This is a genomic window from Streptomyces sp. JLBJ103 (assembly GCF_058215575.1).
In genome coordinates this window covers 4,168,371-4,185,601 of record NZ_CM177089.1, presented here as the reverse complement: position 1 = coordinate 4,185,601, position 17,231 = coordinate 4,168,371, and the positions used below count along the sequence as shown (strand labels likewise).

10 protein-coding genes and 1 tRNA gene are annotated in these 17,231 nt (G+C 72.7%); 7 read left to right on the top strand and 4 right to left on the bottom strand.

The features are described from left to right. The first annotated feature begins 635 nt into the window (after nucleotides 1–635). The 7 genes from AC4BEG_RS18395 to AC4BEG_RS18365 all read left to right on the top strand — a co-directional run bounded on the left by AC4BEG_RS18395 (nucleotide 636) and on the right by AC4BEG_RS18365 (nucleotide 10,142). Nucleotides 636–1,187: a hypothetical protein gene (locus AC4BEG_RS18395; RefSeq protein WP_490706936.1), complete on the top strand. Its 552-nt coding sequence runs from the start codon at nucleotides 636–638 to the stop codon at nucleotides 1,185–1,187. Nucleotides 1,188–1,206: 19 nt separating this feature from the next. Continuing rightward, nucleotides 1,207–1,521, top strand: a complete 315-nt coding sequence (locus AC4BEG_RS18390; protein WP_490706935.1) for a hypothetical protein — start codon at nucleotides 1,207–1,209, stop codon at nucleotides 1,519–1,521. Between the two features lie 54 nt (nucleotides 1,522–1,575). After that, nucleotides 1,576–2,931, top strand: coding sequence for a type VII secretion integral membrane protein EccD (gene eccD, locus AC4BEG_RS18385; protein WP_490706934.1), 1,356 nt, complete (start codon nucleotides 1,576–1,578; stop codon nucleotides 2,929–2,931). A 51-nt stretch (nucleotides 2,932–2,982) separates the two neighbouring features. Continuing rightward, nucleotides 2,983–4,113, top strand: a complete 1,131-nt coding sequence (locus AC4BEG_RS18380) for a MinD/ParA family ATP-binding protein (RefSeq protein WP_490706933.1) — start codon at nucleotides 2,983–2,985, stop codon at nucleotides 4,111–4,113. An 18-nt stretch (nucleotides 4,114–4,131) separates the two neighbouring features. After that, on the top strand, nucleotides 4,132–8,166 hold the full coding sequence (eccCa, locus tag AC4BEG_RS18375) for a type VII secretion protein EccCa (protein ID WP_490706932.1): 4,035 nt from the start codon (nucleotides 4,132–4,134) through the stop codon (nucleotides 8,164–8,166). 73 nt (nucleotides 8,167–8,239) lie between these two features. Continuing rightward, nucleotides 8,240–9,658, top strand: a complete 1,419-nt coding sequence (locus AC4BEG_RS18370) for a DUF6177 family protein (RefSeq protein WP_490706931.1) — start codon at nucleotides 8,240–8,242, stop codon at nucleotides 9,656–9,658. Nucleotides 9,659–9,779: 121 nt separating this feature from the next. Further along, nucleotides 9,780–10,142 (top strand): cupin domain-containing protein, encoded by a 363-nt coding sequence (locus AC4BEG_RS18365; protein WP_490706930.1) that lies wholly within the window; start codon nucleotides 9,780–9,782, stop codon nucleotides 10,140–10,142. A 465-nt stretch (nucleotides 10,143–10,607) separates the two neighbouring features. On the opposite strand, the gene AC4BEG_RS18360 is transcribed toward AC4BEG_RS18365, so the two are convergent. The 4 genes from AC4BEG_RS18360 to tmk form a co-directional block, all read right to left on the bottom strand. After that, a tRNA-Thr gene (locus tag AC4BEG_RS18360) sits at nucleotides 10,608–10,681 on the bottom strand. A gap of 107 nt (nucleotides 10,682–10,788) precedes the next feature. Then, nucleotides 10,789–12,324 (bottom strand): alpha/beta hydrolase, encoded by a 1,536-nt coding sequence (locus AC4BEG_RS18355; RefSeq protein ID WP_490706929.1) that lies wholly within the window; start codon nucleotides 12,322–12,324, stop codon nucleotides 10,789–10,791. Nucleotides 12,325–12,502: 178 nt separating this feature from the next. Beyond that, nucleotides 12,503–13,729 carry a DNA polymerase III subunit delta' gene (locus AC4BEG_RS18350; RefSeq protein WP_490706928.1) on the bottom strand — a complete coding sequence of 409 codons (1,227 nt, stop codon included), beginning with the start codon at nucleotides 13,727–13,729 and terminating at the stop codon, nucleotides 12,503–12,505. Nucleotides 13,730–13,881: 152 nt separating this feature from the next. Beyond that, nucleotides 13,882–17,190, bottom strand: a complete 3,309-nt coding sequence (gene tmk / locus AC4BEG_RS18345) for a dTMP kinase (protein WP_490706927.1) — start codon at nucleotides 17,188–17,190, stop codon at nucleotides 13,882–13,884. Between the last annotated feature and the right edge of the window lie 41 nt (nucleotides 17,191–17,231).

The window sequence follows — 17,231 nt, the reverse complement described above, 5'->3', positions numbered from 1 at the left end:
CGATCACGCCATCAGAAACGACGTCTTATTACCCCCTCCCGGGAGACCCGGCGGACCCGTCCGGCTGGCAGGACTCCGAACGCCTCATGGTCGAGCAGTTCCGCGGCCATACCGAGCTGCGCGCACTCGACGTTGTCAGCTGCGCGGGACACGTCCCCGGTCCCCAGCGCCCCGAACACGAACGACGCCTTATACGTTCTGATGAGTAACATCAATGCGGCCCAACTAATCGAAGCGACCATCGATAATGGTCCTGAACCAAGCAATGAACGTTTGATGGGGCTCGCGATTCGAGCCCCAGGTCGTCGATCTGTCCGTCACGACGGGCCCCTGCGGTCCGTTTGTCACTGTGTCCGTTCACCATGACATTTGGGGCTGGTTCGTTTTCTCCGGCCGACCGCATCCGGAGGTTCAGAGCCGGAAGGCGCCACGGCTGGCCGATGCGCTGCGTGCACTCGAATCCGCCCTCGGCATGGAGGTTGAGACGGGTGGGGCGACCTACTTCGGCAGTGCTGTCGGATACAGCGTCAGCACCCCCGACGCAGACGACGACGGAATGAGACCAAACCTGACGAGAAAGCTCTGACTACCACCAATAGAAGGTTCCTCATCGACTACATCCGGAGGAACAGGCCATGAGGACGGCATCGGCGACAGCTCTCGCCGAGCGGCTGGAGAACGTGGACTGGGTCGGAACGTTCGATCGAACCCATTCACGGGTGGCGCTCATGCGCGAGTTCATGCGGCGGTCTGCTGTGTGGGCGCGGGAGACGAGGTCCGGTGAGTGGCCCTTCTTCGATATCGCCAGCCACATTGACCCGGCCGCTCGGGTCGATGCCGACGTCGTCAAGGTGCTTGCCGGAAAGATCGGTCTCCAACAGCCGGTGGTTCTTGAGACCGTCGCATCGGCTCTCCACTTCGCGGTTCTGACAGATCTCCATCAGTACCTCGTGGATCTTCCGGCGCCCTTCGAGCCGCTTGTGCGGATGTTCGAGCGGGGTGGCACGTTCGCCCTCGATGCCGCCGGATACATGGAGGTCGACACCGCCGCCATCCCCAAGGGGAGCATGGAGCAGTCCTTGGAGCGGAGTCCGCTCAACCTGGACGAGACGAGTCTGAACGCGCTGGACGACCGACCCGGTCTGTACGGCCCGCGCACGATGGCTTACGTTGCACAGAGGCAGTGAGGAGAGGAATCCCAGACCAGTGGCACGGGATTACGACAGCCAGCTCCTGGAGTCAGTCGCGGTACGCCGCCGCAGAATGCGGGACGCGCTGCTGTTCGGCGCTCAGCGGGCGCGGCGTACAGCGGATGAGCGGATCGGCAAGATGTTCGCCGGAATCGCCATCGCCGCCGTCCTGTGCGCGGGTTGCGTCGGATGGTCGTTCCTCCAGCACACCTTGCAGAAGCAGAAGGACGAGCAGGAGAAGCGGCAGCGCCAGGAACAGCAGTATCAGCAGCCACCTCAGACACCTGACCCCAAGAACTCCGGCAAGTCCGAGAAATCCGATAAGGGTTGACATTGATACCGACCGCATTCACGCCCTCGACGTCGCGACGATAGGTTCCCCCACGTGGTGAACACAGCATCGACTTCCCGGGCGCAGCTCAGCCGGGTGACGCTGATCGGCGAGCACCGCCGGGCCGATATCGTCCTACCGTCCGACGCTCCGATCGGGCAATTGCTGCCGGACATCCTCCAGTTGCTGGACGACCGGGCCGCATCGCGGCCGATGACCCGGCAGTTGATCACGGCCGACGGCTCCGCGCTGCCGCATGACGCCACGCTCTCCTCGGCCGAGGTCGCCGACGGGGCCGTGCTGCGGCTCGTACGGGCGCATGCGGCGCCGCCCGCGCCCGTGGTGCACGACGTCACCGACCTCGTGGCGGACGACCTGGACCTCCAGACCTGGCGCTGGCGCCCGGCCGCGCGCCGGATCAGCGCGGGTGTGGCGACCGTGGTCTTCGCGGTGCTCGCCGGACTGCTCGCCCGCCGCGAACTCGCGCTCGACGCGCTCGCGGGCGCCCTCGCCGTCGTCGCGCTCGTCCTCGCCGCGGCCGGTGCGGCCGCCGCCAAGGTCGGGCGGGGCAACCGCGGGCTCGCCACCGCGCTGCTGATCACCTCCGGCGGACTCGGCGTCCTGGCCGCGTGGACCGCCGCCGACGCCCACGGCTGGCCGGGGACCACGCGGCTTGCCGCCGTCGCGGGCGCGGTCGTCCTGACGCTGGTCCTGCTCGGTTACTTCTCACCGCTCGGCCGCGGCGGCCTCGTCGGCGCCGCGGCCACCACCGGGCTCGCCATCGCGTGGCAGGCCGTCGCCGCCGTGCAGGACAACACGGCCCGGCTCGGCGCCGTGATGGCGGTCCTCTCCGTGCTCCTCCTCGGGCTGCTGCCCCGGTTCGCCCTCATGGCCTCGGGCCTCACCGCGCTCGATGACCGCCGCTCCGCCGGTGCGTCCGTCAGCCGCCACCAGGTGGGCAACGCGCTCGCGGCCACGCACCGCGGTCTCGCCCTCGCGACGATGGTCACCGCGGCCTCCGCGGCGGCCGGCGCCTGGCTGCTCACCCGGGCCGACGAGCCGACCGTGTGGACGATGACGCTGTCCTCGGTCGTGGCCCTGGTGCTGCTCTCCAGGGCGCGCGCCTTCCCGCTGATCGCCGAGGTCGTCACGCTGATCGCCGCCGCCTCGGCGCTCGTCGTACGTCTGGTGGTCGTGTGGATGGGGCATACCGGGGGCACCGGACCGCTCGCCGTACTGTGCGCGGCCGCCGTGCTGCCGCTGCTCGTCCTGGCGGTGCAGCCGCCCGAGCATGTGCGGGTCCGGCTGCGACGGGTGGCCGATCTGACCGAATCCATCGGCGTCGTGGGACTCTTCCCGCTCGCCGTCGGTGTGTTCGGCGTCTACGGACAGCTGCTCAACAAGTTCTGAGTCGATCGCGCAGCCCTCCGGGCGGGGTGGCAGGTGGGAAAGAGGGCCGAGATGGCGAACGCGGACAACTGGCAGAGCGATGTGCTGCGCACCCTGCGGGACAACAGCGCCCCGATGGACGCCCCGGTGGATGCCCGGGGGGACGCCCGGGGTGACGCCCCGGTGGATCCCCCCGTGGCGGCGCCACCCCCCAACACCCCGCGACACGACACCACCACCCCACCCCCGAGCGCGCCCCACCCGGCCCCGCCGCCCCCGCGCACCCCCGACTCCCGCCCCGTGGTCGATGCCGCCCTCGCCGCCGCCGCGCACCGGCCGCGCCACGGCGAGCACCTGGCCTCGCGCGCCGTGCGCACCCTGCGCCGTACCGTCTCCACCTCGGCCGCGCGCGAGGTCGCCGAGACCACCGCCACCGCCGAGATCCTCCAGCAGCCCGTGACCACCGGCCGCCAGATCGCCGTCACCTCCATCCGCGGTGGCGCGGGCAAGTCGACCGTGGCCGCGCTGCTCGGCATGACGTACGCGCACTACCGGCAGGACCCGGTGCTCGTCGTCGAGGCCGACCCGGCGCTCGGCTCACTGCCGTCGCGGCTCGGCGCCGAGTCGCTGCGCTGGACCACCGGCGACCTGGCCGGGATCGTGGAACCGCAGATGTCCCTGCTCGACGTCACCGGCTATCTCGTCCAACTGCCGGGCAACGCCTGGCTGCTCCCCGGCAGCCAGGGCCAGATCGGCGCGATGCTCGACACCAAGGCGTACGAGCGGGTCATGGTCTCGCTGCGCCGCTACTTCGGCGTGACCGTCGTCGACTGCGAGACGCTGCCCGCCGAGGTCGCCCGGGTCGCTCTCTCGGCCGCCCAGGCCCGGGTGCTGACCGCACCCGCCACCCTCGAGGGCATCGCCAGCACCCGCGCGGTGCTGGAGTGGATGCAGGGGCTGCCCCGCCACATCCTCGCCGGAACCGTCGTCGTCCTCACCGAACTCGTCCCGCACTCCGGCATCGACCTCGCCAAGGCGGCCCGGCAGCTCACCGCCACCGGAGCGAGCGTCCGGGTGCTGCCGTACGACCGGCACTTGGCGGCCGGTGGCCCGATCCGCACCGAACGCCTCGCCCACGCGACCAGGGAAGCCACCGCCGCCCTCGCCGCGGACGCGTTCCGGCTCTCCCAGCAGCGCCGCTGATCCCGAGGACGGACGCCGATGAGTACCCGACTGATCCACCGCCCGGCCCGGACCACCCGCCCCCCGGCCCCCTCCGAGGCGCGCACCATCGAGGCCCCGCCCAACCTCCCCGAGGGGAAGTCGGGCAACATCGCGATGTCGCTGCTGCCCGTCGCCGGTGTGCTGTCGTCCGTCGTGATGATGACGGTCGTCCGCAACAGCCAGTTCGCCGGGCTCGGCGCGATCATCGTCCTCGTCACCATCATCGGCTCCCTCGGCCTGGTCTTCTCACAGCGCGGCAAGGCCCAGCGCACCCGCCGCACCCAGCGCGAGGCGTACCTCACCTATCTCGAAGACCTCCGCGAGGAACTCGCCCGCGAGGAGCGCGAGCGCAGGGAGCGGGCGGATGTGCTCAACCCGCCGCCGGACGCCCTGTACGACATCGTGCGCGACCCGGCCCGGCTGTGGGAGCGCCGCCGTCCGGACGGGGACTTCCTGCGGGTGCGCGTGGGCACCGGTGAGATGCCGGTACGCGACCTCGCCCTCGGCCAGCAGGGCTCGTCCGTCCTCACCCCGCCCGACCGCTTCATGCTCAACGAGGCGTCGGCGCTCATGGCCCGCTTCCGCAACGGCACCGAACTCCCGCTCACCGTGGCCCTGGACCGCGTCGGCAACATCAGCGTCATCGGTCCGCGCGAGGACTGTCTGCGCGTCGTACGCGCCCTGCTCGTCCAGACCGCCGCCACCCACGCGCCGGACGACGCGGGGATGGCGCTCGCCGTGCCGGGTGAGCGGATGGCCGACTGGGAGTGGGCGAAGTGGCTGCCGCATCTGCTCGACACCGAGCAGTTCGACGGGCCCGTCGCGGCCCGTCGCATCGCCCCCTCACCGCCCCAGCTCGCCCGGCAGATCGGCCCCGAGCTGCGCCGCCGTGCCTCGTACGCGGCCGAGGTGCGCCGCGGCCTGTCCGGTGTGGACGCACTGGCCATGACCTCACGCCTGCTCGTGGTGGCCGACGGGCACGGCGAGGACGCCGTCGACCTGCCGCGCCCGGACGACGCGGTGGGCTTGCGCGAGATGGGCGTCACGGTGCTCCATCTCCTCGAGCAGCGGATCCAGGAGCCGGGGCAGGTGAGCGTCCGGATCACGGTCGACGGCGACCAGGTCGTCATCGAGGATCTGCGCGAGAAGGAGCCGATCAGCGCCCACGGCACGGTGGACGAGGTGGGCATCCCGTTCGCCGAAGGGCTGGCCCGGATGATCGCGCCGCTGCGGCTGTCCGCCGAGTCGCTCGTCGACGCCCCGCTGTCCGGCCCCGTCGACTTCGCCGGGCTGCTCGGCATCGACGATGTGGCCCGGCTGGATGTTTCACGCCTGTGGGCGCCGCGCGGTGAACGCGCCTTCCTGCGCGTGCCGATCGGCATCAGTGACTCCCACGAACCGGTCCTGCTCGACCTCAAGGAATCGTCCGAGCTCGGCATGGGGCCGCACGGGCTGTGTGTGGGCGCGACCGGTTCGGGAAAGTCGGAGCTGCTGCGCACCCTCGTCCTCGCCCTGGTCGCCAGCCATCCCCCCGAGGACCTCGCCCTCGTCCTCGTCGACTACAAGGGCGGCGCGACGTTCGCGCCCTTCGCCGAACTGCCGCATGTCGCGGGCGTCATCACCAACCTGGAGAACCAGGCGGGTCTGGTCGAGCGCGTCCACGCCTCGCTCGCGGGCGAGGTCAAGCGCCGTCAGCAGGTCCTCAAGGACGCGGGCAACCTCGCCGACATCGGTGACTACGCCGCGCTGCGCGCCGCGAAGCGGCCCGACCTCGAACCGCTGCCCCATCTCTTCGTGGTCATCGACGAGTTCGGCGAACTGCTCACCGCAAAACCGGACTTCATCGATCTGTTCCTGTCCATCGGTCGCATCGGCCGCTCCATCGGGGTGCATCTACTGCTGTCCAGCCAGCGCATCGAGAGCGGCAAGCTCAAAGGTCTTGACACCTATCTCTCGTACCGGCTGGGCCTGCGCACCTTCTCGGCCGACGAGTCCCGTACGGTCCTGGACACCACGGACGCCTTCCACCTCCCGCCGCTGCCCGGCTTCGGCTTCCTGAAGGTCGACACCAGCCACTACGAACGCTTCAAGGCGAGTTATGTCTCCGGCGCCTACCGCGGGCCCGTCCAGCGGGACGAGGAGGAGGACATCGGACCGCTCGCGCTGGAGTACCAGGCGTACAACACGCTCGCCGAACCGGAGAATCCGGGCGAATCGGAGCCCGCGATGCGGCGCCGTGAGACCGGGCCGACCGAGCTGGGCGTCATGGTGGCGCAACTCGCCGACGCCGCCGCCCCGGTGCGCCGTATCTGGCTGCCCCCGCTGCCCGACGCCATCGCGCTGGACACGGTCGCGGGCCCGCTGGAGGTCGGCGCGCGCGGTATGCAGCTGGCCCACCCGTCACCCGGCCGCCGCCCCTCATCGAGCGCTTCGCGCGCCCCGTCCGACGGCGGCGGACAGCTCCGGATACCGCTCGGGCTGCTCGACGACCCCACCAAGCAGTGGCAGGGCCGGTGGTACCTGGACCTCACGGTGGCGGGCGGCCACGCCGCCGTCATCGGCGGCCCGCAGTCCGGCAAGACCACGCTGCTGCGCACGCTCGCCCTCTCCCTCGCGCTGACCCACACCCCGCAGGAGGTCGGTGTCTACGCCCTCGACCTGGTGGGCGGAGGACTCCAAGCACTGTCCGGGCTGCCCCATGTCGGCGGTGTCGCGGGACGCGCCGACCGCGAACGCGCCGGGCGCACCGTCGAAGAGGTGCGGACCATGCTCGCGACCCGCGAGGACCTCTTCCGCCGGCACGGCATCGACTCCGTCGAGCAGTTGCGCTCCCTGCACGCGGCCGGGCAGCTGCCCGAGCTGGGCTCCGCCGAGATCGTGCTGGTGATCGACGGCTTCGGGGCGCTGCGGGACGACTTCGAAGAACTGGACGACGCGGTGGTCGACCTCCTCAAGCGGGGTGGCGGCTACGGGGTCCATGTCGTCGCGGCCATGCTGCGCTGGAACGACGTCCGCATCGCCACCCAGTCGAACTTCGGCACGCGTATCGAACTGCGTCTCAACGACCCCAGCGAGTCCAGCATCGACCGCAAGCTCGCGCAGACCCTGGCGCCGGACGAGCCCGGCCGGGTGCTCACCGACGGCAAGCTCTTCGCTCAGGTGGCGCTGGCCCGTACGGACGGGCTCGCCGACACCGCGGAACTGGGCGCCGTCCTGGAGCGCACCGCCCGCACCATCCGCGCGACCTGGAGCGGTGAGGTCGCCCAGCCCGTGCGGGTGCTCCCGCACGTCCTGGAGCCCGGTCTGCTGCCGGGGCCGGCCGCCGAGCCCGAGCGGGTGCCGATCGGCCTGGATCAGACGGCGCTCGCGCCGGTGACCCTCGACCTGTTCCAGCACGACCAGCATCTGCTGGTGCTGGGCGACAGCGAATGCGGCAAGACGAACCTCCTCAGGACGATCGCCCACGGCCTCATCGAGCGCTACGGCGAGGACGATCTGGTCTTCGCCGTGATGGACCCGCGGCGCGGGCTGCGCGGCGCGATCCCCGAGGAGTTCCGCGGCGGGTACGCGTACAACGCCAGGATGTGCGGGGGCCTTGCCGCCGGTATCGCCACCGAACTCGAGAAGCGGCTACCCGACGAGAACGCGGACAACGCGGACACCGAGGACCTGGAGCCGGGCAGTTGGGGCAGCGGTCCGCGGATCGTGGTCCTGGTCGACGACTACGACGTGCTGACCACGGCGGGCCAGGCGCCGCTCGCGCCGTTCCTGCCGTACATCCCGTCGGCGGTCGACATCGGCCTCCACTTCGTCCTGACCCGCCGGGTCGCGGGCTCCTCGCGCGGGATGTACGAACCGCTGGTGCTGGGCCTGCGGGAATCGGGGGCCTCGGCACTCGTCATGGCGGGCGACCGCAGCGAGGGGCAGCTGTTCCCGGGGGTGTACGCCGCACAGCAGCCCGCCGGGCGTGGCGTCCTGATCCAGCGTGGCCGGCCGAACCGGCTGATCCAGACGGTGTACACGGACGGGTGACATCGAAGGCGCTCCGGCAGGCACTCCAGGCACTCCAGGCACTCAGGACGAGAGAGGACCGGACAGGAACCCCATGACCAAGGACGTCGTCACCCTCACACAGAAGATGCCCGACCCGTTGAGCGTGCTCGCGGGTCTGCTCGCCGGAGGACCCGACAAGCTGGTCGGGACGACGGGTGAGGACGCCGTCGTACAGCTCTGTGACGCGGAGGGGCGCCCCTTGGTCTCCGTGGAGGCACCGGTGCTCGTGCATGTGGCGGGCGAGGCCCAGCGGTTGCTCGGGGCCACTGAGCCTCCGGTGCCGTTCTGGTGGACCGAGGCCCGCGCCACCACCGGTGTCGAGGAGGCGGAGCGGCTCGCGGGGACCTTCGCCGCCCGGCTCGCCTCCCTGTCCGGTGGCTCCGCCTGGCCGCCGGAGGCAGCTCGTTCCCTCGCCGTGGTGGAGTCCGACGGGGTGAGTGTGGCGAAGACGCCCGCAGCCGCGCAGCCCGCCGTCGATGTCCTCACCGACAAGGTGGCCGTGGTCATCCAGGACCGCCCGGTGGTCGCCATGACGGCCTGGCTCTCGGACGCGCTCCGCGCCACCGCCCGCGCCGAACTCGGCCTCCAGATCGTCACGTCACCGAAGGCCCGGCTCTCCCCCGCCGTCCGCAACAGCCTCGGCGGCTGGCCCTCGCGCTGGGTCGTCCAGGACGAGCGGGAGGGCTACTACGACGGCCTCTCCGGCGCCGTACTGCGCTGGCAGAACGGCCTGTTCGCCCCGGTCGAGGCCGCGGACGCCACCCCCGAAGAGCCACGCACCCCGGTGGCCGCCGCCTACCAGGCGTTCGCCGACACCGGCGAACGCCAACTGGCCATCACCTTTCGCACCGTTCACCCCGCCGATGACCGCCTTGTCCTCGGCGGTGCGCTGGAGTCGGTCTGGCGTGAGCTGACCGGCGAACCCCCGGCCGGCTGGGGCACCGCCGAACCCGCCAACCTGCCTTGGTCCCTACGGCAGTTGACCGACCTCGCCCACGACCGGGCGCCCGAACCCACCTGGCTGGTGGTCGTCGGCTCCCCTGCCCGCCCCGGCCTGGCCACGGTCCGGATCAGCCGCACGACGGCGGGTGTGGAGGAGGACGTCACCCTGGCCTTCGGCTACGGCCCGGACGAAGAACCCCCGCTGGACGCCCTTCCCCGGACCGCGGAGATCCTGGCCACCCGCCACCACCTCCAATCCCTGCTCCTCCAGCTCCGCAAGGCCCGCCGCGACCTGATGGTCCCGCCCCGCTTCGAAGGCCCCGGCGTCCCACTGGCCTTCGTCCTCGGGGCGGAAGAGGTCCGCGAGCTGCCCGGCGACCGGGCCCGCCGCACGCCGCTCCCCGACCCACCGCTCCCCCTCGGCCCCGCGACCCGCCCCGCCCTCTACTACCGCCTCCCGGGCGACCCGGCGGACCTGTCGGGCTGGCAGGACTTCGAACGCCTGATGCGCCACCTCAAAGGCGCGTAACACCACCTCAAAGGCGCGTAACGCCACCGGCCCACCCCGCGCCCGCCCCGTCCCGCGACGCGTGTCTCGACAGGCGGGCTGAGTCCGGGCGGCTGGGACGGCGCGGATACTGTGGGCCGCTATGACAGGTATTGATCATTCCGTTGCCCCCTTCGCCGTCCACATTCCCGACGCGGAGCTCGAAGTGGAGCCCCTCGCCGCCGAGCAGATCGTCTCCGGGGACCCGGTCGTCACCGGGAAGGTCCTGTGGGAGTCCCCCGACGGCAAGCAGCTTCGCGGCATCTGGCAGATCACCCCGGGCGTGGTGACCGACACCGAGGCCAACGAGCTGTTCGTCGTGGTCAGCGGGCGGGCCACGATCGAGTTCGAAGGCGGGACGGTCATCGAGGTCGGGCCGGGGGACGCCTGCGTGCTGCGCGAGGGCGACCGTACGACGTGGACCGTGCACGAGACGCTGCGGAAGGCGTACCACATCAGCCTCTGACCACGGACCACTCCACGCGCCGCCGCGCCCAGGGTGCACCCTCGGTACCGTTCATCAGTGGAAGCCGCTACTGATGGTTGGGACGTCGTCGAGAGCGCTCCCACGGCGAACAGCGGCGAGCGCGAAGTCACCTCGACGAGTACACCGACGAGTTCTCGACCAGCACGAGGTGGAACAGGACGCCGAGCGCGCCGAGTGGGGCGAGATCACGCAAGACACACATCAATCGGTCATGCCGAAGGTCGAACTGCGCGCATGTTCCCCCGGGGTGCCTCACGCACGCCCCTACCGCCCCCGCCCGACCCCGAGTCGACGGGACCGGGGGCGTCCGACGGGACCAACGGCCAACGCGATGGCCACACAATGGCCACAACGGGGGTGCGAAGATCCTTGAGTTCCAGCCCCGCAAGGTCACAGCATAAGAAAAAGTCCAGGTCAGCCAGAAGCTGACCTGGACTTCGTCGGAGCCGCCTAAGGGAATCGAACCCTTGACCTACGCATTACGAGTGCGTCGCTCTGGCCGACTGAGCTAAGGCGGCAGGCCGCGGTGCCAGATTGGCATCAGCAGCGCCGCCAAGTCTACACAGTTTCGGGGGGTGCTCCGTACGGGGCCGGGTGGGGGTCGGGGAGGGGGCGTTCGGGCTGGTCAGTGGCAGCGCTTGGTGGGGGCGGGCGGGCGGCCGGAGATCAGGTAGGTGTCGATCGCGTCGTCGATGCAGTGGCTGCCGCGGCCGTAGGCGGTGTGGCCGTCGCCCTCGTAGGTGAGGAGGGTGGCGGAGGAGAGCTGCCGGGCGAGGGAGCGGGCCCAGGGGTAGGGGGTGGCCGGGTCGCGGGTGGTGCCGACGACCAGGATCGGGGCGGCGCCCTTGGCGGTGAGGGCGTGGGGGCGGCCCGTGGCGGGGACGGGCCAGTAGGCGCAGTTCAGGGCGGACCAGGCCAGGGCACCGCCGAAGACGGGGGACGCCTTCTTGAAGGCGGGCAGGGACCGTTCGACCTCGGCCTGGGTGCGGAAGGCGGCGGGGAGATCAAGGCAGTTGACGGCGGGGTTGGCGTACATGAGGTTGGTGTAGGAGCCGCCGGAGTCGCGCTCGTAGTAGAGGTCGGCGAGGTTCAGCAGACCGCTGCCCTCGCCGCGCATGGCCGCGCGGAGGGCGGTGCGCAGTTGGGGCCAGGAGCTCTCGTCGTACATCGCGGCCATCACGCCGGTGGTGGCCAGGGACTCGCCCAGCCGACGGGATCCGCCGGTGGCGACGGGGCGGGAGTCCAGGCGGGCGAAGAAGGAGCCGAGGCGGTCGCGGGCGTCCGCGACGGAGCGGGTGCCGAGGGGGCAGCTGTCGCGGCGGACGCAGTCCTTGGCGAAGGCGGTGAAGGCGGTCTCGAAACCGGCGGTCTGGTCGAGGTTCGTCCGGCGGGCGGACAGCGCCGGGTCGAGGGCGCCGTCGAGGACGAGACGGCCGACGCGGGAGGGGTAGAGATCGGCGTAGGTGGCGCCGAGGAAGGTGCCGTAGGAGGCGCCGACATAGGTGAGCCGGTTGTCGCCGAGCGCAGCGCGCAGCAGGTCCATGTCGCGGGCCGCCTCGACGGTCGAGACATGGGCGAGGACCTTGCCGGAGCGGTCGGCGCAGCCGCGGGCGAACTTCTTGTAGGCGGCCACGAGCCGGTCCGTCTCGGCGGGGGCGTCGGGTGTCTGGTCGGTCTGGGTGTAGGTGTCCATCTGCTTGTCGCTCAGACAGCGGACCGGGTCACTGGCGGCGACACCGCGCGGGTCCATGGCCACCATGTCGTACCGGGCCCGTACCCGCGCCGGATAGCCGAGCGCGGCGAAACTCTGGAGGTAGCCGATCGCGGAGCCGCCGGGGCCGCCCGGGTTGACCAGCAGCGAGCCCAGCCGCTGACCGGAGCGGGTGGCCTTCTTCCGGGAGACCGCCAGCTTCAGATCGCGGCCCTGGCCGGGGCGGGCGTAGTCGAGCGGGGCCTTGAGGGTGGCGCACTCGAAGCCCGCCTCGCCGCATCCACGCCATTGCAGGGTCTGTTCGTAGTACGGCTTGAGGGCGGCCGGAACGCTGGGGGTCGGCTGCGCGGCGGCGGTCGTCGAGGAACCGGAGGAGCAGCCGGAGAACAGCAGGGCGGCGGCCGCGAACGCGGCGCCGAGCGTGCGGAGCGTACGGCGGCTGATGTCCATCGGCGGATCCCTCGGTTCGCGGTCGCGGAGCGCGGGGATCACCGGCGGCCGGCACGACGCGGGGTACGCCACGGCCGACCTGGGGCCCCTGACGGAGCGTATCCATTTGACTACGCTCCATGCGCGCACCGCCCAACCCGTACGAGTGACGCAGCATTCGCGGACGCCGGGACGCGACTCAGCCCGCGCGCAGCGCCATGGTCATGGCCTCGACCGCCAGCAGCGGCGCCACATTCCGGTCCAGCGCCTCGCGGCACGCGCTGACCGCCTCGATGCGGCGCAGCGTCCGCTCCGGCTTCGAGCCCGACGCGACCCGCTCCAGAGCGTCCCGTACATCGGTGTTGGCCAGCGCGACCTGGGAGCCCAGCTGGAGCGCCAGCACATCCCGGTAGAAACCGGTGAGGTCGGTCAGCGCCTGGTCGAGGCTGTCGCGCTGGGTGCGGGTGGCCCGGCGCTTCTGACGGTCCTGGAGCTCCTTCATGGCTCCGGCCGTACCGCGCGGCAGCCGGCCGCCCGTACCGGCGGCGGCGCCCAGGGCGGCCCGCAGCTCCTCGGTCTCCTTGGCGTCGACCTCCTCGGCCATCTGCTTGGCGTCCTCGGCCGCCGCGTCGACCAGCTCCTGCGCCGCCTTGAGGCAGCCACCCACGTCGGCCACGCGCAGCGGCAGCTTCAGGACCGCGGCGCGGCGGCCGCGGGCCCGCTCGTCGGTGGCCAGACGGCGGGCGCGGTCAATATGGCCCTGAGTGGCGCGGGCGGCGGAGGCGGCCCGCTCGGGTTCGATGCCGTCACGGCGGACGAGGATGTCCGCGACGGCGTCCACGGGGGGCGTACGGAGGGTCAGCAGACGGCAGCGGGAGCGGATCGTGGGCAGCACGTCCTCCAGCGAGGGCGCGCAGAGCAGCCACACGGTGCGCGGCGCGGGCTCCTCGACCGCCTTGAGCAGGACGTTGCCCGCGCCCTCGGTGAGCCGGTCGGCGTCCTCCAGGACGATCACCTGCCACCGGCCGCCCGCGGGCGACAGCTGGGCCCGCCGGACCAGGTCGCGGGTCTCCTTGACGCCGATGGTGAGCAGGTCCGTGCGCACCACCTCCACATCGGCGTGGGTGCCGACCAGGGCGGTGTGGCAGCCGTCGCAGAAGCCGCAGCCCGGGGCGCCGCCCAGGGCCCGGTCGGGGCTGACGCACTGGAGCGCGGCGGCGAAGGCCCGCGCGGCGGTGTCCCGGCCGGAGCCGGGCGGACCGGTGAACAGCCAGGCGTGCGTCATCCGCGACGCCGCGCCCGGCTCGGCGGCCGGGGCGCCGTCCGCCGCCTGCGCCGCCGTGACCAGGGCGTCGGCATCGCGCGCGGCAGCCATGAGCTGGGCCGCCACTCGGTCCTGCCCGACCAGGTCGTCCCACACCGCCATGGCTGCCTCCGCCCCTTGTGCTCAACGCATCCCATTGTGGGCCACCCTTCGGACACTCACGTCCACGGCCGGAACGCCCCGAAGCGAGAGGCCCACGGAGCGGCCGGAGCCACCCCGTGGGCCTCTCGATCGAACCGGCCGAGCCGCCGCCGTCAGCGGCGCCGTCCGCCGTCCTCGTCGTCGTGCGGGCCGAGCAGTTCGTCGGCCAGGGTCGGCAGATCGTCCAGCGGGGTCTCCTCCGCCCACTCCGGGCGGCGGCGCTTACGGCGCGGAGCCGACGACTCGCCCTGGTCCTCGGCCCGGTCCTGCGGCCCCTGGGCGTGGCTCTCACCGTGGCCGTGGCCGTACTGGGGCATCTCGCGGGTGCGCTCGTTCCCGTGGCCCTGGTCCTCCTCGGACCGGAACATCCACGGCGGAACCCGGTCCGCCGCATCGGCGGAGCGCTCGTCCCGGACGGACGGCAGCACGGCCGTCTCGTCGGCCGCGTTCGACGGCTCCGGTGGGGCGGGCGGCTTGGGGAGAACGGTCGTCTCCTCCACGTCCGGACTCTGCTGGGGGCGCACCGGCGGCAGCACGGCCGTCTCGTCCGCGTCCCGGGCCGGGGTGCTCCGGCCGGTGGCCGCGGTCCGCGGGTCGACGCGCGGTGTGCGGACGGTCGTTGTCGCGTCCGGCCCGACCGCCGCGCTCGAGGCGCCGACGGCGCCCGCCGGGCCCGACGTGTCATCCGCCTCGCCACGGCCCGGACGAGCCGGGGGCGCGGGCGGTACGGGAGGTGCTGCGGGGGATACCGGAGGTGCCGCGGGCGGCTGCGGCGCCGGACGGTCGGGACGGGCCGGAGCCTCGGTCTCCACCGTCGGCGCGTCGTCCGCTGCGGCGCTCCCGCCACCCGAGGCGTTCGCCGCCGTGCGGGCCTGCTCCGCCCGCAGCAGCGCCTCCTCCGCCTTGCGCTGCTCCTCCCGGCGGCGAGCCTCCGCCTCGGCTCGCTCCTGAGCCTCCGCCTCCGCCTGGGCGCGGCGCCGCTGCTCCTCGGCGGCGCGGGCGCGGTCCTCCGCCTCGATACGCCTGCGGTCCTCCTCGGCACGCCGGCGCGCGTCCTCGGCCCGCTTGCGGGCCTCCTCCGCCTGCCGTTCGGCCTCGCGCCGCCGCGCCTCCTCCAACTCGCGGCGCTTGCGCTCCTCCTCCTCTGCGCGCGCCTTGGCCAGCGCCGCCTGGCGCTCGCGCTCCAGCCGCTCTTCCTCCGCCTTGCGGGCGGCCTCCTCCTCGGCCTTGCGGCGGGCCTCTTCCTCGGCGGCCTTGCGGGCCTCCTCCTGGGCCTTCACCTCCGCCTCGGACAGCGGCAGCATCCGGTCCAGCCGGTGGCGCACCACCGAGGTGATCGCCTCGGGCAGCTGCCCGGCGTCCACGACCAGGTAACGGGCCGGGTCGGCGGCGGCGAGGGCCAGGAAGCCGGCCCGTACCCGCTGGTGGAACTCGGCGGGCTCGGACTCCAGCCGGTCCGGGGCCTCGGTGAAGCGCTCGCGCGCGGCCTCCGGCGAGACGTCCAGCAGCACCGTCAGATGCGGCACCAGGCCATTGGTCGCCCAGCGCGAGATCCGGGCGATCTCGGTCGCGGAGAGGTCGCGGCCCGCACCCTGGTAGGCGACGGAGGAGTCGATGTAGCGGTCGGAGATGACCACCGCACCGCGCTCCAGGGCCGGACGGACCACGGAGTCGACGTGCTCGGCGCGGTCCGCCGCGTACAGCAGCGCCTCCGCGCGGTGCGAGATCCCCGCGGACGAGACATCGAGCAGGATCGAGCGCAGCCGCTTGCCGATGGCGGTCGCGCCCGGCTCGCGGGTGACCACCACCTCGTGGCCCTTGGCCCTGACCCACTCGGCCAGCGCCTCCACCTGTGTGGACTTACCCGCTCCGTCACCGCCCTCGACGGCGATGAAGAAGCCGGTGGCGGCCGGGGCCTCGTCCGCGTCCCCACCGCGCAGCGCCTCGCGCAGATCCCGCCGCAGCGGCACGCCCTGCCGGTCGTCGGTACGGCCGAGGACGAGCGCGGCGACGGGCAGCAGCAGGGCGCCGACGAGCATCAGCGTGAAGGCCGCGCCGCCGTGGGCGAAGACCCATTCGCCGCTGCCGAGCCGGTGCGGCCCGATGACGGCGGCGAGCAGCGGGGCGGCGACCGCGCCGAGCCCGACGAAGACACGGACGACGGCGTGCAGATGCTCGGTCATCCGGGGCCGGCGGGACTCCTCGGACTCCTGGTCCAGAAGCGCGTGGCCGGTGTGCGCGGCGACTCCGGCGGAGACCCCCGCGACCAGGGCGATCATCAGGACCGTGGTGGCGTCGTGCACCAGGCCCGCCGCGAGCAGCGCCAGCCCGGTCAGCGCGATCGACAGCGCGAAGAGCCTGCGCCGGGACAGCCCCGGGAGCACATGCGGCGCCCAGCGGATGCCGAGCGCCGGACCACCGCTGAGGACCAGGACGAGCAGCGCGTAGCCGACCGGGCCACCGCCCAGGTCGACCGCCTGGAGCGCGGCGACACCGACGGCCGCGGCGATCGCGGCCGCCACCCCGGCGCAGGACAGCACCAGCAGCGGTGCGGCGCCGGTACGGCCCTTGTCGGCGCCGGTGCCGGACGCGGCGCGCGGACGGCGCAGCCCTTCGAGGGGCGAACGGGTGCGGGGCGTCTGTACGACGGGCAGCTCGACGAAGTAGAGGATCGAGACGGAGGCGGCGAAGAGCCCGGCGCCGACGTACGAACCCAGCGCGGCCTGGTGGTCGTGGAACCACGCCAGCCCGGTGCCCAGCAGCCGCGCGAAGAGCGCGACGACGAGCAGCCCGGCGGCGGCGAGCGGCAGCGTCAGGAAGTTGGTGCGCAGCGAGAGCCTGCGCAGCGCGTCGAGGTGGTCGGGCAGCGGGCGCACGGCCGCGCCCTCGGCGGGCGGGGCCGGGAGCAGCGCGGGGGCCGCGTCGTCCTTGGCGACGGTCCAGAAGCGCTCGGCGACACCGACGACGAAGGTGGTGATGAGCAGCCAGGCGACGGCGTCGTCCGGGGTCCACTCGATCCACAGCGGGGCGATGAGCAGCAGGACCAACCGCACCCCATCGGCGCCGATCATGGTCCAGCGGCGGTCCAGCGGGCCGGCGGGGGCGAGCAGCGAGGAGACCGGGCCGAGCAGGGCCGCGCCGAAGAGCACGGTCGCCAGGAGCCGGGCGCCCAGGACGAGGGCGACCGCGAGGGCCGCTCCGCGATAGCCGCCGCCGAAGGAGTCCGCGGCGACGGACGCCTGCAACGACAGCAGGACGAGCACCAGCACGGCAAGCGCGTCTCCGGCGCCGCCGACGAGTTGGGCACTCCACAGCCGTCGCAGCGGCGGATAGCGCAGCAGGGCCCGAACGGCACGCTCGCGGGAGTCCGCGGCCAGTGCGCCGGAAGTGGGGGTCACGTCCGTTGGCTGCTCTCGCGTCATTCCGCCAGCCTATCCGGATCACGCAAAACCGCGTGCCCCCG